Source organism: Luteimonas yindakuii, assembly GCF_004803715.2.
GTDB classification, from domain to species: Bacteria; Pseudomonadota; Gammaproteobacteria; order Xanthomonadales; family Xanthomonadaceae; genus Luteimonas; species Luteimonas yindakuii.
This window is the reverse complement of record NZ_CP039383.2, coordinates 1,894,632-1,912,811: the sequence shown is the minus strand read 5'-3', so window position 1 is coordinate 1,912,811 and position 18,180 is coordinate 1,894,632. Positions and strand designations below refer to the sequence as shown.

Annotated in this window: 19 protein-coding genes; 10 read left to right on the top strand and 9 right to left on the bottom strand. The window is 66.4% G+C overall.

The features are described 5' to 3' along the window. Positions 1-151: 151 nt before the first annotated feature. From E5843_RS08715 to E5843_RS08705, 3 genes are all read left to right on the top strand, one after another. Positions 152-2,437, top strand: a complete 2,286-nt coding sequence (locus E5843_RS08715) for a TonB-dependent receptor (protein ID WP_136412432.1) — start codon at positions 152-154, stop codon at positions 2,435-2,437. Between the two features lie 142 nt (positions 2,438-2,579). Further along, the gene (locus E5843_RS08710; protein WP_136412431.1) at positions 2,580-5,894 is read left to right on the top strand and encodes a hybrid sensor histidine kinase/response regulator; all 3,315 of its coding nucleotides are present in this window, start codon (positions 2,580-2,582) and stop codon (positions 5,892-5,894) included. 62 nt (positions 5,895-5,956) lie between these two features. Continuing rightward, complete coding sequence (locus E5843_RS08705; protein ID WP_134673607.1) at positions 5,957-6,445, top strand: NUDIX hydrolase; 489 nt, start codon at positions 5,957-5,959, stop codon at positions 6,443-6,445. A 3-nt stretch (positions 6,446-6,448) separates the two neighbouring features. Here E5843_RS08705 and E5843_RS08700 read toward each other — a convergent pair whose 3' ends face one another. Next, the gene (locus tag E5843_RS08700) at positions 6,449-7,114 is read right to left on the bottom strand and encodes a response regulator transcription factor (protein ID WP_134673606.1); all 666 of its coding nucleotides are present in this window, start codon (positions 7,112-7,114) and stop codon (positions 6,449-6,451) included. 85 nt (positions 7,115-7,199) lie between these two features. On the opposite strand from E5843_RS08700, the gene E5843_RS08695 reads away from it, so the two are divergent. From E5843_RS08695 to E5843_RS08670, 6 genes are all read left to right on the top strand, one after another. Continuing rightward, positions 7,200-9,023 carry a 3-hydroxybutyrate oligomer hydrolase family protein gene (locus E5843_RS08695; RefSeq protein ID WP_141065920.1) on the top strand — a complete coding sequence of 608 codons (1,824 nt, stop codon included), beginning with the start codon at positions 7,200-7,202 and terminating at the stop codon, positions 9,021-9,023. Between the two features lie 185 nt (positions 9,024-9,208). Next, a complete protein-coding gene (pssA, locus tag E5843_RS08690; protein WP_136412428.1) occupies positions 9,209-9,829 on the top strand; it encodes a CDP-diacylglycerol--serine O-phosphatidyltransferase in 621 nt (206 codons plus the stop codon). An 85-nt stretch (positions 9,830-9,914) separates the two neighbouring features. After that, complete coding sequence (gene phaE / locus E5843_RS08685) at positions 9,915-11,366, top strand: class III poly(R)-hydroxyalkanoic acid synthase subunit PhaE (protein WP_166815962.1); 1,452 nt, start codon at positions 9,915-9,917, stop codon at positions 11,364-11,366. A 1-nt stretch (position 11,367) separates the two neighbouring features. Continuing rightward, positions 11,368-12,438, top strand: coding sequence for a class III poly(R)-hydroxyalkanoic acid synthase subunit PhaC (locus E5843_RS08680; RefSeq protein WP_136412426.1), 1,071 nt, complete (start codon positions 11,368-11,370; stop codon positions 12,436-12,438). Positions 12,439-12,465: 27 nt separating this feature from the next. Then, entirely contained in the window at positions 12,466-12,672 is a 207-nt protein-coding gene (locus E5843_RS08675; RefSeq protein ID WP_136412425.1) for a PspC domain-containing protein, read from the top strand. Positions 12,673-12,754: 82 nt separating this feature from the next. Further along, positions 12,755-13,207, top strand: coding sequence for a hypothetical protein (locus E5843_RS08670; RefSeq protein ID WP_136412424.1), 453 nt, complete (start codon positions 12,755-12,757; stop codon positions 13,205-13,207). A gap of 116 nt (positions 13,208-13,323) precedes the next feature. On the opposite strand, the gene E5843_RS08665 is transcribed toward E5843_RS08670, so the two are convergent. The 8 genes from E5843_RS08665 to E5843_RS08630 all read right to left on the bottom strand — a co-directional run bounded on the left by E5843_RS08665 (position 13,324) and on the right by E5843_RS08630 (position 17,651). Next, positions 13,324-13,668 (bottom strand): hypothetical protein, encoded by a 345-nt coding sequence (locus E5843_RS08665; protein WP_136412423.1) that lies wholly within the window; start codon positions 13,666-13,668, stop codon positions 13,324-13,326. A 249-nt stretch (positions 13,669-13,917) separates the two neighbouring features. Further along, positions 13,918-14,556 carry a M949_RS01915 family surface polysaccharide biosynthesis protein gene (locus tag E5843_RS08660; RefSeq protein ID WP_141065918.1) on the bottom strand — a complete coding sequence of 213 codons (639 nt, stop codon included), beginning with the start codon at positions 14,554-14,556 and terminating at the stop codon, positions 13,918-13,920. Further along, the gene (locus tag E5843_RS08655; RefSeq protein WP_136412421.1) at positions 14,525-14,755 is read right to left on the bottom strand and encodes a hypothetical protein; all 231 of its coding nucleotides are present in this window, start codon (positions 14,753-14,755) and stop codon (positions 14,525-14,527) included. Before E5843_RS08655 ends, E5843_RS08660 begins: the two co-directional genes overlap by 32 nt. 243 nt (positions 14,756-14,998) lie before the next feature. Further along, on the bottom strand, positions 14,999-15,553 hold the full coding sequence (locus E5843_RS08650; protein ID WP_136412420.1) for a hypothetical protein: 555 nt from the start codon (positions 15,551-15,553) through the stop codon (positions 14,999-15,001). Between the two features lie 10 nt (positions 15,554-15,563). Further along, positions 15,564-15,764 (bottom strand): N-acetylmuramidase domain-containing protein, encoded by a 201-nt coding sequence (locus E5843_RS14595; RefSeq protein ID WP_166815960.1) that lies wholly within the window; start codon positions 15,762-15,764, stop codon positions 15,564-15,566. Continuing rightward, a complete protein-coding gene (locus tag E5843_RS14590) occupies positions 15,730-15,858 on the bottom strand; it encodes an N-acetylmuramidase domain-containing protein (RefSeq protein WP_136412419.1) in 129 nt (42 codons plus the stop codon). The genes E5843_RS14595 and E5843_RS14590 overlap by 35 nt, the downstream gene beginning before the upstream one ends. Further along, positions 15,855-16,583, bottom strand: a complete 729-nt coding sequence (locus tag E5843_RS08635; protein ID WP_141065917.1) for a hypothetical protein — start codon at positions 16,581-16,583, stop codon at positions 15,855-15,857. The genes E5843_RS14590 and E5843_RS08635 overlap by 4 nt, the downstream gene beginning before the upstream one ends. 432 nt (positions 16,584-17,015) lie before the next feature. Then, the gene (locus tag E5843_RS08630) at positions 17,016-17,651 is read right to left on the bottom strand and encodes a hypothetical protein (RefSeq protein WP_166815958.1); all 636 of its coding nucleotides are present in this window, start codon (positions 17,649-17,651) and stop codon (positions 17,016-17,018) included. 246 nt (positions 17,652-17,897) lie between these two features. Here E5843_RS08630 and E5843_RS14145 point away from each other — a divergent pair, with 246 nt between their 5' ends. Further along, positions 17,898-18,038 (top strand): hypothetical protein, encoded by a 141-nt coding sequence (locus E5843_RS14145; protein ID WP_166815956.1) that lies wholly within the window; start codon positions 17,898-17,900, stop codon positions 18,036-18,038. The last annotated feature ends 142 nt before the right edge of the window (positions 18,039-18,180 follow it).

Sequence of the window (18,180 nt, the reverse complement as noted above, 5' to 3'; positions counted from 1 at the left end):
CAGTGTCGTCAGCACGGGATGATGGCCCCATTGTCCGAAGGTACAAGTGCCGCCCCGGAAGGCGCTGCCTAGGCTTGCCGTCATGGTCCATGCGGCCAGGGCGCGCGCAGCGGCGCGTGCCACCAGGAAACACACCCGTGGGAGGGGACACATGAAGTACAACAAGCTGTCGGGCAGCCGGCTCGCCCTGGCGATCGCCTTTGGCCTGTCGACGTTTGCCGCACAGGCGCAGGACCCGGCGCAGCCCGCCAGTGGTGCTTCCGCCCGGGCCGCGGATGCGACCACCCTCGACGGCATCGTCGTCACCGCACGCCGCCGCGCCGAGTCCATCCAGGACGTGCCGGTGGCCGTGAGTGCGTTCGGGGAAGAGCAGCTGCGTGACCTGCAGGCCAACAACATCGACGGCCTGCAGGGTGCCGTGCCCAACCTCAATATCGTGCAGGGCCGCGGTTCGTCGAACACCGTCAACGTCTTCATCCGCGGCATTGGCCAGCCCGATTCGCTGCAGACCTTCGACCCCGGCGTCGGCATGTACGTTGACGACGTCTATTACTCGCGTATCAACGGTGCGTTGTTCTCGCTGTTCGACGTGCAGCAGGTCGAAGTGCTGCGTGGGCCGCAGGGTACGCTGTACGGCAAGAACTCCACCGGCGGTGCAATCAAGGTCACCACCAAGAACCCGCTCGATGACACGGGCGCGGCGGTGGAGTTCGGCACCGGCAGCTTCGGCCGCATCGATGGCCGGGCCTACCTCGGCGAACAGCTGAGCGACACTGCGGCCTTCAGCCTCGCCGGCGCGTGGCTCACCAACGACGGCTACGTCGAGGATCCGGTCACCGGCGAGGAGTACAACGGCGAGGACACGATTTCGCTGCGCGGCAAGTTCGCGTTGCGCCCCAGCGACACCTTCAGCGCGACGCTCTCAGCCGACTACACTCGCCAGGACAACGCGCTCACGCTCGGCCAGCCGACCGCACCGCTGCGGCGCACCGATCTGGCACTCGGCCAGGTGGTGCTTTTACAGCCATCCACCGAAGACTACGACTTCCGCACCCGCACGTCGTTCCGCCCCAGCCAGGGTCAGGAGATGACGCACAGGGGCGTCAGTGCCAACCTGCAGTGGGAGCTTGGCGAACAGTGGTCGCTCAAGAGCATCAGCGCGTGGCGCAAGCTCGATACCAGCTCGTTCATCGACATCGATGCATCCGAATGGGAGCTGGGTGACGTGCTGGTCGAGGTTGACCAGGAGCAGGTGAGCCAGGAACTGCAGCTGCAGTACGACAACGGCGGCAACCTGCAGGCGATCTTCGGCGCCTACTACATGAACGAGACGCTGCCGTCGTACCAGGAAGCCTATGCGGGCGACTTCTTCGGCTTCGCCGGCACGCCGATCGACTTCCTGCGCACCATCGACGACGACCTCGAGACCACCAGCGTCGCCGCATTCGCTCACGTCAACTGGGAGTTCATGCCGACCTGGACGCTGGCCGCCGGCCTGCGCTATTCGCGCGACGAGAAGGATTACTGGCGCACCACCAGCACCTACTGGGGCCCGCTGCTGGCCGCGCTCAATGAGACCGTGGCATTCGAGGGCAACCAGAGCTGGGATGCGTGGACGCCGTCGCTGAGCCTGCAGAAGGCCTTCAGCGACAACCTGATGGGCTACGTCTCGGCCAACCGCGGCTTCAAGTCCGGCGGCTTCAACGGCCGTGCCAACTCGGCGCTGGAAACCACCCGCGCGGTGTTCGATCCCGAGTTCGTGTGGACCTACGAAGCCGGTGTCAAGATGCGTTCCGATAGTGGTCGACTGACCGCGAACGTGGCCGCGTTCCACAGCAGCTACAAGGATTTCCAGGCTCGCGTCTCCGAGGTGCTGAACCCGGATTCGCCGACCCCGACCTTCTCGTTCCCGGTGCTCAACGCCGCGGAAATGGAGATCAACGGCTTCGAGTTCGAGGGCGTGGCACGGCTCGGTGACGCCACCCAACTCAGCGGCCAGGTCAGCTGGATGGACGCCAGCTACAAGTCCTTCGAGGACCTGCGCACGACCGATCCGGCCAATCCGGCATACGACCCGACGTTGCACGAGCACGTCCCGTTCTCGCCGGACTGGACCGCGCGCATCGCCCTGCAGCACGCGTTCGACCTCGGCGGCAACGGCACCCTCACCGTGGGCGGTGACGTCGCCTACCGTGGCGACACCTGGCTGTCGGTCGACAACCGCCCGGGCCTGATGCAGGAGGCCTACACCACGGCCGGCCTGTTCACCTCCTGGGATTCCCCGCAGTACGCGTGGCAGGTGCGTGCCGGCGTGCGCAACCTGACCGACGAGCTGTACAAGATCGAGGGCCAGGAGTTCTCCTCGGTGGCCAACATCCAGACCGCGTACTACGCGCCGCCGCGCAACTGGTACCTGACGGTCCGCCGCAACTTCTGATCGCACCCGCATTGCCGTGTAGCGCACAGGCCCCGGCATGTCCGGGGCCTGTGCCGTGGGAGCCGCGTCGACGTGCTGCGTTATGCTCGCGCGCCATGCCTATCAACACCTCCCTCGCGCGTCCGTCCATGGGCAGGTACCCATGCTGAACGTGGGGGTGGTGCTGGCCGCGGCCGTCCTCTGGCTGGGCCTGATGTTCTTCGCCGGCATCTACGGCGAACGCCACCCGCAGCTGCTGGCGCGCCACTGGCGCCATGTCTATGCACTGTCGCTGGCGGTGCACTGCACTTCCTGGACTTTCTACGGCACGGTGACCCAGGCCGCCCGCTACGGCTGGCCGCTACCGCCGACCTTCCTCGGCGCGATCCTGTTCTACCTCCTGGCCTGGCGCTTCATGGTGCGGCTGGTGCGGCTGGCACGCGAAAGCAACGCCACGTCGCTCGCCGACCTCATCGCCACCCGGCTGGGCAAGGACCCTTGGCTGGCGGCGACGGTCACCCTGGTCGCCGTGCTCGGGCTGTTGCCGTACATCGCGCTGCAGCTCAAGGCGGTGGCGATGAGCTACTCGGCGCTGACGGCCATCGCGCCGTCCGAGCTGTCGGAAATTCCCCCGTGGCGCGACGTCAGCCTGTACGTCGCGCTTGCGATGGCGCTGTTCGCGATGCTGTTCGGCACCCGGCGTGCGAGTGCCACCGAACACAATCGCGGCCTGGTGCTCGCGGTGGCGTTCGAGTCGGTGCTGAAGCTGGTGGCGATGCTGGTGCTCGGCCTGTTCGTCTGGCGCATCGCGAGTGACATGCCCTCGCTGCCACCGCTGCCGGCGCAGGATCGCGGCGGCTTCATGCCGCTGGTGTTCCTGGGCGCACTGGCGATGTTCGTGTTGCCGCACCAGTTCCACGTCGCGGTCGTGGAATGCCGCGATGAGCGCGAGGTCGGGGCGGCGCGCTGGCAGTTCCCGCTGTACCTGCTGCTGATCGGCGCGCCCGGCCTGTTGCTCGCGCATGTGGGCATGGGCCTGCTGGGGGAGCGCGTGCCGTCGGACATGTATGCGCTCGCGCTGCCGCTGTCGCAGGGCAGCGAGGCGGTGGCGCTGGTGGCATTCCTCGGAGGCCTGAGCGCGGCCACCGGCATGGTGGTGATCAGCACGCTCACGCTGAGCCTGATGATCGGCAACCACTGGTTCGCGCCGGGCCTGCTGCGCGGCGCGTGGGCACGCCGCGATCGCGACGATCATCGCGGCGACCTGCTGATGCTGCGGCGTGGCGGCATCGTGGTCATCATGCTGGCCGCATGGTCGTACGGGCGGCTGGTGGGCGATGCCAGCATGCTGGCCGACATCGGCGCGGTGTCGTTCTCGGCGCTGGCGACGCTGGCACCGGCGCTGGCGTTCGCCATCTGGCGCCCGCAGACGCCGCCGCATGCGGCCATCGCCGGCATCGTCGCGGCCTTCGTGGTGTGGGCCTGGGTGATGCTGGCGCCGGCGCTGCTGCCGGCGGCACTCGCTCCGCAGTTGCCGGCGTGGACCAGCCCGCAGGCACTGTTCGGCCTGAGCAGCTGGAGCCAGCTCGGCCGGGCCTTCGGCGCGTCGCTGTTCGTCGGCACCGCGGTCATCACCGTGGTCGCGATGCTCGATCGTCGCGAACGTGGCCGGCCATCCGCGCGTGCCGACCTCGACGCGTTGCGCAGCGCGGGGCGCCGCTTCCTGCCCGTGGGTCTCGTCGATCGGGTGTTGCGCGGCGCGCCACGCAGCGGGCCGGTGCCCACCGCCATCGAGGCGCGGCTGGAACGCGAACTGTCGGCGGTGCTCGGCAGCGCCTCGACACGGCTGCTGCTGGATGCGGCACGCCGCGAATCCGGTCCCGATCTCGACACCGTGGCCAGCATCGTCGGCGAGGCCTCGCAGGACCTGCGCTTCAACCAGCGGGTGCTGGAGGCGGCGCTGGAGAACATGAGCCAGGGCATCAGCGTGGTGGATGCGGACCTGCAACTGGTGGCGTGGAACTCGCGCTACGCGCAGCTGTTCGGCTACCCGGCACCGTTGCTGCGGGTGGGTGTGCCGGTAGCCAAGCTGGTGCGCCACAATCTCGACCGCGGCCTGATCGGCGCGGTGGCGGTGGCCGAGGAGGTGGAGAAGCGCACCGCGCACATGCGCGCCGGCACGCCGTACGTGGCCGAGCGCCGTTTCCCCGGTGGCGAGACCATCGAGATCCGCGGCAACCCGATGCCGGGCGGTGGTTTCGTCGCCACGTTCACCGACGTCACCGAGTTCCGCAACACCGAGCGTGCGTTGCGTATGGCCAACGAGACGCTCGAACAGCGCGTCGACGAACGCACCCGCAGCCTCGACCTCGCGCGCCGAGATGCGGAGCGCGCAAACGAGGCCAAGAGCCGTTTCCTCGCCGCGGTGGGCCACGACCTGCTGCAGCCGCTGCACGCGGCACAGCTGTTTACCGACGCCCTGCAGCAGCAGCTCGCACCGACGCCGCCCGGCAATGCACCACGCCTGCTCGGGCAGCTGCGCGGCGCGCTGGATTCCACCACCGACCTGCTCACCGGGCTGTTCGACATGGCGCGGCTGGAAGCGGGCGGGCTGGTGCCGCAGCCGCGCGAATTCCCGCTGTCGGATGTGCTGGAACCGCTGGCGTCGGAGTTCCGTGCACTGGCTGCCGAGCGCGGGCTGGCGTTCCACTTCGTGCCCACCCGCGCGTGGACACGCAGCGATCCGCAACTGCTGCGCCGCGTGCTGCAGAACTTCCTCGCCAATGCGGTGCGCTACACGGCGCGTGGCCGCATCCTGCTGGGCGTGCGCCGCGTGGGCGGCGGGCTGCGGGTGGAAGTGCACGACACCGGCCCGGGCATCCCGCTCGCCCAGCAGGCACTGATCTTCGAGGAATTCCGCCGCGGTGAGGGCAGCGCAGGGCAGGGGCTCGGACTGGGTCTTGCGATCGCCGACCGCATCGCGCATCTGCTCGGCGCCCGCATTTCGCTGCGCAGCCGCGAACAGGATGGCACCGTGTTCGGCCTCGATCTGCCGCAGGTGGCTGCACCGGTGCAGGATCACCACGGCCGCACGCACGCGGGGCTGTCGGGTGCGCATGTGCTGCTGCTCGACAACGAACCCGGCGCGCTGGAGGCGCTGCAGCGCCTGCTGGAAGGGTGGGGATGCAGCGTGGCGGCGGTGCGCAACGGCGATGATGCCGATGCCGCGCTTGTCCATCGCCCCGCCGACCTGTGGCTGTTCGACTACCACCTGGACGACGGCGAGACCGGCACTGCGGTGGCACATCGCCTGTGCGAACGGCATGGCGCGCGGGCCACGCTGATCCTCAGCGCCGATGCGACCGATGCCGTACGCCGCGAAGTCGCCGAGCTCGGCCTGGGCCTGCTGCAGAAGCCGGTGCGGCCGCTGGCGCTCAAGTCCACGCTCGACCGGCTGTGCGCGATGCGCGCGCGCTGAGCACGCCGTCGGTACCGCACCCGCGGCTACCATGGCCGCCCGACGCCACTACTCCGCAGCGCATGCCCTATACCCCGATCCTCGCCACCCTCGGCTACGTGCTGTCGCCCGACGGCCGTCGCGTGCTGCTCATCCATCGCAACGCGCGCGCCAACGACCAGCACCTGGGCAAGTACAACGGCCTCGGTGGCAAGCTGGAGGCCGACGAGGACATCGCCGCCGGCATGCGCCGCGAGATCCTCGAGGAAGCCGGGATCACCTGCGATGCGATGCGGCTGCGCGGCACGATCAGCTGGCCCGGATTCGGCAAGGGCGGCGAGGACTGGTTCGGTTTCGTGTTCCTGGTCACCCGCTACAGCGGCACGCCCCATGCGTCCAACGCGGAAGGCACGCTGGAGTGGGTGGACGTCGAGCGCGTGCTCGACCTGCCGATGTGGGAAGGCGACCGCCACTTCGTGCCGCTGGTGTTCGACGACGACCCGCGCGCCTTCCACATGGTGATGCCGTACCGCGACGGCCGCATGCTGTCGTGGTCGTGCTCGCGGTTCTGACCGTCAGGCCTCGACCTGCCGCGCCGGGTCGCTGATCTCCAGCCCGCGCAGGATCACCCCGGCCTGGGTGCGGTTGCGCGCACCGAGCTTTTCGAAGATCGCCGACAGGTGCGCCTTGACGGTGCGCTCCTGCACGTCGAGCCGGTCGGCGATCTGCTTGTTGAGCAGGCCTTCGGCCACCAGCGCCAGCACCCGGAACTGCTGCGGCGTGAGACTGGCCAGCCGCGCGGCGAGGTCGGCATCGCCCGGCGCCGACTCTGCGCGCGATACCGCGCCGCGCAACGCGGGTGGCAGCCATTGCTGGCAGTCGAGCACGGCGCGGATCGCATCGCGCATCTCGTCGAGGCCCGCGCTCTTGGGGATGTAGCCGGCGGCGCCGTGGTCGAGCGCGCGGCGCACGATCTGCGGGTCCTCGTTCGCCGACACCAGCACCACCGCGACCGCCGGGAATTGCGCACGCAGCGCCGCCAGGCCGGCCAGCCCGTGGTTGCCCGGCATGTGCAGGTCGAGCAGCACCAGGTCGACGTCCGCGCGTGCTTCCAGCGTGGACATCACCTCGTCCAGCGTGCCCGCCTCGCAGGTCTGGATATCGTCGGCAGCCTCGTCCGCGGCTCCACGCAGGGCGGCGCGGAACAGCGGGTGGTCGTCGGCGATCAGCAGGGTGGGCATGGCGCGATTGTAGCCAGCGCATCCGCCGCCGCCGGTGGTACCAAAGTACGATGCCCGAGCTGGCCGGCACTGCTAAGGTCCGGCCATGAACCAGACTCCCCTGCAGTTGCTCGCATGCGCCAGCGCACTCGTCCTCGCGGCATGCGCAGCCACCCCGCCGACATCGGCATCGCGGACGGAGGCTGCCGTGTTCACCGCCGTCACCAGCAGTGTCCACCGGGATGGCGACGACCTGCTGAGCGGCGGGTTGGGCCTCGACGGGCTGCGGGGCATGACCGCACCCGCGTTCGCCGATGCACACGCGCCCAGCGCCGCCGAACTGCGTCGGCGCGCCCTGTGGAGCAGCTGGCGCGGCATCGCCGACCTGCGCCCGCAAGGAGGCTACGGCACGTTGTACGGCAGCCTGACCACGGTGCCGGGTCGCGAGTTCCAGGCGTTCGCGACGGTGCCGGGCACGCGTCATCCGCACCGGGTGATGCTGCAGCTGCCGGATACGTTCGACGCCGAACGGCGTTGCGTGGTGGTCACCGCCTCGTCGGGCTCACGCGGCATCTACGGCGCGATCGCGGTCGCAGGCGCGTGGGGCCTGCCGCAGGGTTGTGCGGTCGCCTACACCGACAAGGGCGCGGGCAGCGACTATTTCGACCTCGACGCCGGCATGGGGGTCGGCGTGGACGGTCGCGTCGCCGGCCGTGACCAGCTGCTGGCGTTCGATCCCGGCAACGCTGCGCCGGCGACCGGCATCGCCTTCAAGCACGCGCACTCCGGCGACAACCCGGAAGCGGACTGGGGCCGTCATGTACGTCAGGCGGGCGAGTTCGCCCTGGCCATGCTCAACGACGCCTTGCCGGACGCGGCGCCCTTCACTTTCGACAACACCCGTTTCATCGCGGTGGGTATCTCCAATGGTGGCGGCGCGGTACTGCGTGCTGCCGAAGATGGTGACTGGCTCGATGCCGTGGTCGCCGGCGAGCCCAACGTCCAGATCGACGCGCCGGGCGCACGCGCGTTGTACGACTACACCACCGAGGCCGCGCTGCTGATGCCATGCGCGCTGGCCGCGCTGGATGGCCTGCCGCAGTCGCCGTTGTCCGCGCTGGCCACCACGATGCGCGCGCCGCGGTGTGCGGCGCTGCGCAAGGCCGGCGTGCTGGAAGGCGACGACACTGCCACGCAGGCACGCTCGGCGCTTGCCGCCCTGCAGGCCGCGGGGTGGACTGACGAGGCGATCCGCGCGGCTGCACTGTCGGTGGACTTCGATCTCTACCGCGCCGTGGCGGTCACCTATGCATCGGCCTACGGCCGCTTCGCGGCGGGCGCGCATCCCTGTGGCTATTCCTTCGCGGCGCAGAACCCCGACTTCAGCCCGCGCGCCACCACCGCGGCCGAACGTGCCGCCTGGTGGAGCGATGCCAGTGGCATCCCGCCCGGCGCCGGCGTCGGCATCATCGATCCGCAACTCGCGCCGCCCGACCTCACCGGTGCCGGTCTCGCCTGCCTGCGGGCGCTGTGGACGGGAGATGGCGGTGATGCCCGGCGCGTGCGCGCGGGTGTGCAGCAGCTTGCCTCGGCACCTCCGCGTGCCGGTCTGCCGGTGGTGCTCGTGCATGGTCGCGACGACGGCCTGATTCCGATCGCCTTCACCAGCACCCCGTACGCGTCCGCCGCGCGTGCGGCCGGCCGCGACGTGCGCCTGTGGGAGGTGCGCAACGCGCAGCATTTCGACGGCTTCCTTGCATTGCCCGACTACGCCGCGCGTTACGTGCCGCTGCTGCCCTACGTCTACGCCGCCCTCGATCGCGTGCAGGCGCATCTCGACGGGCAGGATGCGTTGCCTGCCGATGCGGTTATCGACACCCGGCCGGGCGGCACGCTGGATGCGTCGGCACTGGCGATCCCGACGCGTTGACTTCCCCGATCGCGCAGGCCGCGGGTGTGCATGGCCGAAGGTCCAGCATCCCGGCGGATCCCGTGCGGCTCCCGGATTGCCACTCGATGGCATGCACGTCCGGCGGCGCCCGCATGCCCGCGCCGCCACCGCCCGCTTCACAGGGCTTTCTGGCAGGCTGTAGGCCACCCGCCGAGTGACTGACGATGCCGCGATCCCGCCATTTCTCGATGCTGCGCGAGTTCCATCTCGCCGACTGGTTCACCCTCGCCAATGCGTTCTGCGGTACCGGTGCGATCTTCGCCGCGATGCGTTTCCTGCAGGACGGCGTGGTCCGCGACCTGATGATCGGCATGGCGCTGATCCCGCTGGCCTTCGTGTTCGACGCGCTCGACGGGCGCGTCGCGCGCTGGCGCAAGGTCGCGTCGACGCTCGGTCGTGAGCTCGATTCGCTTGCCGATGTGATCTCGTTCGGCGTCGCACCCGCGGCGCTCGCCTATGCCTGCGGCCTGCAGGGAGGCTGGGACTGGGTGGTGCTGAGCTACTTCGTCGCCTGTGGTGTGAGCCGGCTGGCACGCTACAACGTCACCGCCGAGCAGCTCGCGGGCGAGGAGGGCAAGGTGCGCCATTTCGAAGGCACGCCGATCCCGACCAGCCTGCTGCTGGTGATCGTGCTGGCAGTGGCGGCGTGGCAGGGGCGCATCGGCGACGCCATCTGGCTGGGCCAGTGGCAACTCGGGCCATGGCAGCTGCATCCGCTGGTGCTCATGTTCGCGCTGTCGGGCACCCTGATGATCAGCAAGACGCTGCGGATTCCGAAGCCCTGATTCCCGTGGCGGAACGACACCGACGCGCGCGGTAACAGGTGATGTGCCTGCCGTTGCTATGATCGGGCCGACGTCCGGAGGTCACATGTCCCACGATGCATCCCAGCAGGCGTTCGCTGCAGCCGCCGCCGAATTCGACACCCTTGCACGCCGCTTCTGGGGGACCTGGGGCGAAGCGATGCGACATGGCGCCGGCCAGGGCAACGGCTTCGGCCAGCCCGGGTTCGGAACGGGCGGGTATGGCACCCCCGGCTTCGCATCGGGCGGCCTGGGCATGCCCGGGTTCGGGCCCGCGGGTCCAGCGGATCCTGCTGGCTGGTGGGCCAACCTCGCACAGGCGGGTGCTGCGCAGCATGCCGCCTCACGCTTCGACGGTCTCGCGCGGCAGTGGTATGCACAGATGCAGCAGCTGGCCGCGCGCTTCGCGGGGCATGACGGCAGCGCTGGCGACGTGGTCGAAGCCTGGAAACAGATGCTGGCCAATGCCGGTGACAACCCGTTCGCGCAGCTCCTCTCCAACGCGCAGCAGCAGGCCGGCTCGCTCGGACCGCAGGCCTGGATGATGCAGGCGGCGCCCTGGCTGCAGCGGATGCAGGGGGGTGCCGGCGAGTTGTTGCAGACGCCGACCTTCGGCTTCGCCCGTGAACACCAGGAACGCTGGCAGGCGCTTGCGCAGGCGCAGATCGGTCTCACGCAGAAGCTGGAGGCCTACAACGCGCTGATGGGGCGGGTGATGCAGGACGCGCTGGCGATCTTCGAGCGCAAGCTTGCCGATCGCGAGGCGCCCGGTCTGCAGATCGATTCGCCGCGTGCCCTGTTCGATCTGTGGATCGACGCTGCCGAAGAGGCCTACGCGCCGGTGGCACTGGGCGAGGAATTCCGCCACGTGTATGCGGAACTGGTGAATGCGCAGATGCGGGTGCGGCAGGGCGTTCAGCGCGAGGTCGAGCACGCCTGCGAACTGTTCGACATGCCGACCCGCAGCGAGCTCGATGGCGCGCACCGCAAGATCGTGGAGCTGGAGCGACAGGTCCGCCGCCTGCGTGATGCCGTCGCTCAAATGAGCGACGGGAGCCGCCGCACCAGTGCGTCCGCAGACGGCAACGGCAACGACACTGCCCCGGAGATGGCACGACGCAAGGCCTCCGGCGGATCAGCGCCGGCGAAGCGTGCGCCAGCGCGCGCGCAGTCGAAGCGCGGTGCCGCGGCACCTGTCCGCGCGACCAGCAAGGCCCAGGCCGCGGCAGGGCCTGCGACCGGCGGCGCGGTGCCACGGGGCTCCAGGGTGGCTGCCGGAGGCGGGGCGGCCGCAGGCACACGTCGCAAGGCACCCGCCGGGAGCGGCGAAGGTGGACGGTCGGCAGCAGCGGCGAAGGCAGGCGCCCGCAGCAAGACAGCCGCGCGCAAGAGCGCTGTCGTCAAGCGGTCCAGGCGCGAAGTCGCGGCGGCACCGGCGCAGCAGGGGCAACGCACGCTGTTCTCCCCAAGCCATGCCATGCCCGCAACACCCAGGCCGTTGAAGAAGGGGAAGCGCTGACATGACCGGTCCGCTGAACATCGGCTTTGACACCGTGATGCAGGACGCGATGTCGTTCCAGCAGAAGCTTGCGGCTGGCGCGCGAACGCTGCACGAACTTGGCGACACCGACTTCGGCGCGACCCCGCGCGAGGAGGTCTGGCGCGACGGCAAGGTGGTGCTGTATCGCTTCCGCGGCGAGCAGGCGCCGACCGCGAAGACCCCATTGCTCATCTGCTACGCACTGGTCAACCGGCCCTACATGGTCGACCTGCAGGCGGACCGTTCGATGGTGCGCAACCTGCTGGCGTTGGGGCAGGACGTCTACATCATCGACTGGGGATATCCCGACCGGTCGGACCGCTTCCTGACCCTCGAGGATTACATCGAGCGTTTCCTGGGCGGCGCCATCGATCATCTCCGCGATGCCCATGGCCTCGATGCGGTGAACCTGCTCGGCGTGTGCCAGGGCGGCACATTCTCCCTGTGCTACGCCGCGCTGCACCCCGAGCGCGTGCGCAACCTGGTTACCATGGTGACGCCGGTCGATTTCCATACCGACGACAACATGCTCTCGAACTGGACGCGCGAGATGGATGTCGACCTGTTCGTCGACACGCTCGGCAACGTCCCGGCCGACATGATGAACCTCTGCTACCTCACGCTGAAGCCCTGGCGGCTGTTCGTGCAGAAATACGTCGGGCTGGTGGACATCCTCGACGACCGCAAGGCGGTCGAGGACTTCCTGCGCATGGAGAAGTGGATCTTCGATTCGCCCGACCAGGCTGGCGAAGCCTTCCGCCAGTTCGTCAAGCAGTTCTACCAGGGCAACGGTTTCGTCAACGGCGGGGTCACCATCGGTGACCAGGAAGTGCACCTGGGCCTGGTGGAAATGCCGGTGCTCAACATCTATGCCGAGCAGGATCACCTGGTGCCGCCATCGGCGTCGCGACCGATGCGCGACCTGGTGGGGACCGGGGACTATTCCGAGCTGTCGTTCCGCGGCGGCCATATCGGCATCTACGTCTCCGGGCGTGCGCAGAAGGAAGTGCCGACCGCCATCCACGAATGGCTGAAGGCGCGCTCGCACTGAGCCAGCTCCCCGACCGAGGCGACCCCTATGACACCGCATACCCCCGCAGCCACGTTGTCCCGCTCGATCAACGACCGCGTGCTCGCCGGTGTGCTCGGCGGCATCGCGCGACGGATGGGCTGGAGTTCGACCGCAGTGCGCCTGGGGTACATCGTGCTGTCGGTGCTGTCGGCGGCCTTTCCCGGCGTGATCGTCTATCTCGTGCTCTGGCTGGTCCTGCCGGAAGGCGACTGAGCATGCGGTCCAGGGTCGCGCCGGCATCGTGCTGGTGTAGTTCGACCGGCCTGCCGTGACCCGGGCGCGACGTCTTCTGCACATGTCCGCGCTGCTCGCGGGCGCGACGTGGACGCTACCGAACACGCTGCTGGGCCTGATTGCCGGTACGGCCGGGATTCTGGCTGGTGCGCGTCCTGCATGGTCGCGTCGCGACCTCTCACTGGTGTTCGTGCGGTACCCCTGGGGCCCAGGAGGGGCGATGACGCTGGGCAACGTGATCCTGCAGACCGGTATCGACCTCGACGTCGCCTGCACCACGTACGCGCATCGCGCCGGCCTCTGCGTGGATCCACACATCCGCATCGGCGACCACGAACGCGCCCATGTCTACCAGTACATGGCACTCGGCCCGCTGTTCCTGCCGCTGTACTTCGCCTGCGGCGGCGTCAGCGTCCGCAACCGCTTCGAGCGGGCGGCCGATCGCTACGCGATAACGGGGGAGGGCTGGTGGCCGTGGCCGGTCGGTGCACTTCCAGGCCGCCGCTCTGACTGAATTCATGCGCGCAGGCCCAGCAGTATTGGCGCAGAGGACCGCAGAGATTGACGGGGCCGCCGCGGCGGCCGATTCCATGTTCGACCGTAGGGTTCGGAATGAGGGGGCTGGCCCGATCAGTCGTGCTTGGTGCAGATGAGAATCGAGGCGAACGCATCGGCGGGATCGCGGACAAGTTCCGGCTCGGCGCCAAGCAGTGAGGCGTGGGATTGGCGGAAGTCTTTTCCCAGCCTCGCCATCAGAGTGGACCGGGCTGCTTCAAGCGGAACGTCGAAGTAAAGAGCAAAGACCGGCAGGGTAGTTCGCGGAATTGCAAGTCCGGCCACGGGGAGACCGTGGAACCGCTCTTGGATGCAGTAGGTGACAAGTGTGTCCGAAGTATCACATCGGCGATCTTCGATCGCCTGGAGATACGGGTTGGGCGTGACTTGAGTGTATTCATCGATGAACAGGCTGCCCAACTGGCAAATCGTAAAACCCTGCGTGGCCGTCTCGAACGTCGAAATGGACGTGTCCCGGTGGTCCGTCCTGACCGGCGCATTGCCAATCCGTGTGCCGTTGCACGCTGAAAGCAAGACGGAAAGAAAGAGAAGCCATGGCAGCAGCAGGTGGCGTGGGAAACGCGGGGATCGGAACAAGGGACACCATCTGCTGGAGGTGAGGCAAACGATCGGAAGTCGCCCGATCGCAAATCGCTGTAGCGACCGTGACTAACCGCCGCGTACGCGTTTCCACGCGGCGAGCAGCGCCTCGCGGAAGGGCGGCGGAATACTGTCCTTATGCGGGGTCATGGCATGACTGCCACCAAAGGAAGAACCTTCGGGAAGCTGGACGATGGATTCGCCTTCGAGCACGAAGTCGCGATCGCGCGTGTGCAGGACCAGCTTGATCTGCCTTGGGTCGATGCCGCCGCCGCAGAACGTGCTGAGCCCGACAAGGGCCTCGGCGAATCCGTCGCCGTCGAGATCCTCGACCAGCAGTGCGTCATCGAGGAACCGGCCGTCGAAGTCCAACCCGCCGCATTCGACGACCTCCGTATGCTGCCAGGCTTCCTGGAATGGCTGTGGTCCGTGCGGCGTCCTGATGTGGCGGGTCACATGCAGCGTCAGGCGATCGACGACGCAGTTGTCGTCGCTATGCGTCGTGAAGTGCTGCCCCAGCAGCAGGACGTTGTCGCCGGCGGCATCGGTGTAGCGGAGCGCACGGTCGGCGTCGCGCGCCGCCGCCGGCAGCGCGGGCGACGCCACGTCGATGTCCTCGACCTGCATGGTGTCCTGAACGGAATGGGCCCGGCCCACCGACCCCGGCGGGGTGCTATCACCGCAAGCGGCCAGCGCCGCCAGCAGCATCAAGCCTCCAAACCTGCAAATCCTTCTCGGCATCAAAGCGCTCCTCCTCGTTCGCCCAATCCTTCTCCCGATTCTCCGGGGTCAACTCGTCGATGGCTCCCACTTGCCAATCGACCAGATCACTCGCTTTCGTGCTTGACGATGAGGTGCGACAGCGCCCGTGCCAGCCATGTCTTCTGAAGAGCGCGGCGTATTTCATTGCTGGTGATCTCGTAAGCTCCCCTAGTCAAGTCGACGTCTCCGGTCCGCGACCGAATGAGCCCTCGATGTCGAACTCCAACAGGTTGCAACGCTCGTGGCTCGTGAGATCTTCGACGAACGTGAGGCGCGACGTCGTTCGCGGTTCGGTCGCAGTCTCTCCGGCGCATGCCGGTAGCAGTGGCGCAATTACCAGCGGGAAGAGGGTGGTGGCCTCTTCATTGCTGATAAACGGTAGATAAAGTCAGTCAGCGCATCCCAGGGCGCTATCCGGGTCGCATTCGAGGATCGGGATGAGCTTCCTGATTTCATCGACTTGGGTGTCCATGCATTGGAGCGACCGGATTTCTTCGCCCGATTCCACGTCCTGGATTCGAACGCCTCTCGAGACCATCTCAGGCCCGTCCTCTGCGGCGTAGTGGGAGAAGATCTTGTACTCCTTGTCCAAAAGTGCGAATCCGATCTCGTTGTACTCGGTTCTGTAGCGGTGGTAGGCGTTTTGGGTGAACCTTCCGTCCGGGCCCGCCGCTGAATTCCAATGGTGCTCGAGCGTGATGCGGCCGCCTTCATTATGCCGGTAGGTGAGATCGAGGAGGCTGTCTTTGTTCCTGCCACAGATCGACACGTGGCCGCCAGATGATGTCTCGCACGAGAAGTACAACGTTTCGAATTGCGGACAAGCTGTAGCGATGCTGGTAACTTCCGTATCGGCATCGGCATCGGCGTCTGTGTCGGTCGATGCGGAGGTTGCGACAGGATTGGTCGAGGGGGAGCACCCGATAACCAGCATGGATGACATGAGGATGAGCTTAGCGCCTTTCGCTGATAAGGGCATTGTAGTTGCTCTCCATTTTTGCATCGCAGCCGTTTTGTGCGGGCCCGTTGTACGTTCGAGTAAAACTAAGCCAGTCTTTGTTGATGATTGATGTGCTTAGGCGCCGGTCGGATTCAATGAAACTGACAAAGGCCTTGGGGTTATTTCTTTTGCGAGGCGCACAAGTCTCTGGCAAACCATTCGATGGTCGCGTAGCCTGCAGATGCGTGATTTTCGCCCATGATTTGGAACCGGCCCCATGAAGCGGATCGTTTGGAACAACTGTTCATTGTTTCTGGGCGAAGTCGATTTCGTAACCGGAAAAGCGCTTATTCCGTGGTACTTCTTGATAAGTCAAGACGATGCCGGATTCATCTCGTTCGAGTGGATCGAATATTTCTTCCGTTGTTACGAAGCGATGATTCAAGTAAGCGAAGTCCCTGATTCTGATGGAACCCTCATACTCGTACCAGGATGACACGGCTGGAAGCGACTGGACGGATGTGCCAGAAGCATCCAGTGCGAGCGCAGAAATTTCTACCGTCTCGCCTTCGCCATCCACGACCTCATAATTCTTGTGCAGAAAAAACACCAAGTAGCCTTGATGGATTCTCCACGCCGTGAGCGGGTGCATCTGCGATGGCGCTCCTTCAGTCAGCACGCCGTCGACAAGGACCTTGAACGAGAAGTGCGAGTCTTCAAGGCAAGAACTTAACCCAGGTGTTCGAGCAGGGATCGATGCAAGGTCGACATCATCCAGTGCGGCCTTGCCTTGCGATGGCGGGTAATTGTTGAATGTCCTGAATGCGCTCAAGCGCTGTTCCTCGTCGATATCCTCTGCGCCCGCGAGCGCCGAAAAACACGACCCGCCACGATGGTCTTTCGACCTGATGTCTGAGCGGCCGTGCCCCGACGTCACTGAAGCATCCGAAGCGACTGGCGAGGGAGCGTCAGGCGATTCACTTACGGCACACGCCTGTATCAGAGTGGCGAGAACAAGAGCAGTCGATTTCATTTATTCGTCTCGACGAGATTCGGAGCGTATCCGCCGACATGGAGATGATGGTGGTGGCCGGCAGCATGGGAGTTCTTCCCGTACCCGGAGCTCGGCATTGAGCGCGACAGCTTTCGATCCAGTTTCGGGTTTCGACACGGGTGAACTCGAGGTAGGCGCGTGGTGCGTAATACCCATCGAGCCCCTGGTGAATGCGGCGAAATCGACCTGTCAGACTGGTTGTCGCCTGGTCATAGTGCGCTGACTTTGCTGTCCGTTCGGCCTCTACCTGCTTTGCGGATACGTCCAGGATCGATTGACCCTTCGCCGCGACGCCGCTGCTGTCGAGCCGGAAGATCCAGCGGCGGTCATGCACCGTGATCCGAAAGTCATGCTGGGGCGACCGTAACGAGTGCTGATCGGCTTTGCAGCGGCAACGTCGTGACATCACATTTATCGGGTGTCGTCTGTCGGGTACCTCGAGGACGACGACTCGCACCCCGATCGGATCGGACGGTCCAGCGCCTCTGCCATATCGCCATTCTTGTTGTACGAAAAATGCTCGATGTGCTGTGTGCAGCCTTGGATGGTGCCGGACGAGAGAGTGGAGCGCAGCGTGGTCGCGTTCTCCCACGCGTAGTACGCGCTGACGAGATGCGTAGAGCGTGGCTTCGCGTCCTGCCCATAGAACACGATGCTCGAGGCCAATCCAGGGCCGGCTTCGCCGATTGCCGGATAGACAAACTGTATCCACGGGATGTCATCCATGACGCCCGCGGCCACATCGACGTAGGGCCTCCCACCCCAAGGGGCCTTGATGTCCTCGGGACGTGCGGAATCAATGTCCCCGGGGATGCAGCCCGACATCAAGGGCTGGATGGCGCCGTAGGCGTCTGTGTAATTCTCTGGCTTCAAGCTGAGCAGATGCTCGATATCGTATTCCAGCAGCGCTGGTCGTTCCGTGGCTTCAAGTTCTCCGATGAAGTCGCGACAAGAAGGTGCCGGCACCTCGGTCGCCATCGCTCCAGCACACGCATGCAAACAAGAAGGTATCGCTACGAACAGGACAGCGCTCGTGATCTGATTCATATCGTTGCGCTAAAGAGTTGGCCAACGCGTATCTGCGACGTCGAACATCACGTCAGGCGAGGTAGAGATGAATGCAGCAGAGATAGCACCCATTGTACTTACCCCAGGAAGCCTGCGCCTCACCGAAGTGGACTGGACGCGCACATGACGGTTGCGCACGGTTATTACGGCTTACTGCCGGATCCGACAGGCCTTCCACGCGCACGGTCCGCGCCCGTGCACCCGCGGGACATTACATGGCACGGCATGAGCGTCACGTCCGCCGACACGGCGCCCAGCGGTTGCGTAGCGGCCGTGCTCAAGCTCGAACACGGCGAGCAGGGCGGTGATGCCGGTGCCGAGGCTACTGAACGCGACGTGTTCGCCCGGCAGCGGCAGCTTTTCTAGTCCGACCGCTTGCCGGCAAACGCGGGGCACGACTCGACCTCAAAGTAAACGTCTTCAGTCATGCCGATCCTGCTACCGGATGCTTGATCAAGAACGGTGTGGTCAACCCTTGCAAGCTTTTGGTCCTTGCTGAAGACCGCTT

Bases quoted from the DNA above. Each gene is read 5' to 3' on its own strand.
- E5843_RS08710 (WP_136412431.1), top strand. From the start codon at position 2,580: ATGCTGAACGTGGGGGTGGTGCTGGCCGCGGCCGTCCTCTGGCTGGGC.
- pssA (WP_136412428.1), top strand. From the start codon at position 9,209: ATGCCGCGATCCCGCCATTTCTCGATGCTGCGCGAGTTCCATCTCGCC.
- E5843_RS08635 (WP_141065917.1), bottom strand. From the start codon at position 16,583: ATGAAATCGACTGCTCTTGTTCTCGCCACTCTGATACAGGCGTGTGCC.
- E5843_RS08630 (WP_166815958.1), bottom strand. From the start codon at position 17,651: ATGAATCAGATCACGAGCGCTGTCCTGTTCGTAGCGATACCTTCTTGT.
- E5843_RS14590 (WP_136412419.1), bottom strand. From the start codon at position 15,858: ATGAACAGTTGTTCCAAACGATCCGCTTCATGGGGCCGGTTCCAAATC.
- E5843_RS08650 (WP_136412420.1), bottom strand. From the start codon at position 15,553: ATGTCATCCATGCTGGTTATCGGGTGCTCCCCCTCGACCAATCCTGTC.
- E5843_RS08680 (WP_136412426.1), top strand. From the start codon at position 11,368: ATGACCGGTCCGCTGAACATCGGCTTTGACACCGTGATGCAGGACGCG.
- E5843_RS08705 (WP_134673607.1), top strand. From the start codon at position 5,957: ATGCCCTATACCCCGATCCTCGCCACCCTCGGCTACGTGCTGTCGCCC.
- E5843_RS08675 (WP_136412425.1), top strand. From the start codon at position 12,466: ATGACACCGCATACCCCCGCAGCCACGTTGTCCCGCTCGATCAACGAC.
- E5843_RS08655 (WP_136412421.1), bottom strand. From the start codon at position 14,755: ATGAAATACGCCGCGCTCTTCAGAAGACATGGCTGGCACGGGCGCTGT.
- E5843_RS08700 (WP_134673606.1), bottom strand. From the start codon at position 7,114: ATGCCCACCCTGCTGATCGCCGACGACCACCCGCTGTTCCGCGCCGCC.
- E5843_RS08715 (WP_136412432.1), top strand. From the start codon at position 152: ATGAAGTACAACAAGCTGTCGGGCAGCCGGCTCGCCCTGGCGATCGCC.
- E5843_RS14145 (WP_166815956.1), top strand. From the start codon at position 17,898: ATGAGCGTCACGTCCGCCGACACGGCGCCCAGCGGTTGCGTAGCGGCC.
- E5843_RS08660 (WP_141065918.1), bottom strand. From the start codon at position 14,556: ATGCTGCTGGCGGCGCTGGCCGCTTGCGGTGATAGCACCCCGCCGGGG.
- phaE (WP_166815962.1), top strand. From the start codon at position 9,915: ATGTCCCACGATGCATCCCAGCAGGCGTTCGCTGCAGCCGCCGCCGAA.
- E5843_RS08670 (WP_136412424.1), top strand. From the start codon at position 12,755: ATGTCCGCGCTGCTCGCGGGCGCGACGTGGACGCTACCGAACACGCTG.
- E5843_RS08695 (WP_141065920.1), top strand. From the start codon at position 7,200: ATGAACCAGACTCCCCTGCAGTTGCTCGCATGCGCCAGCGCACTCGTC.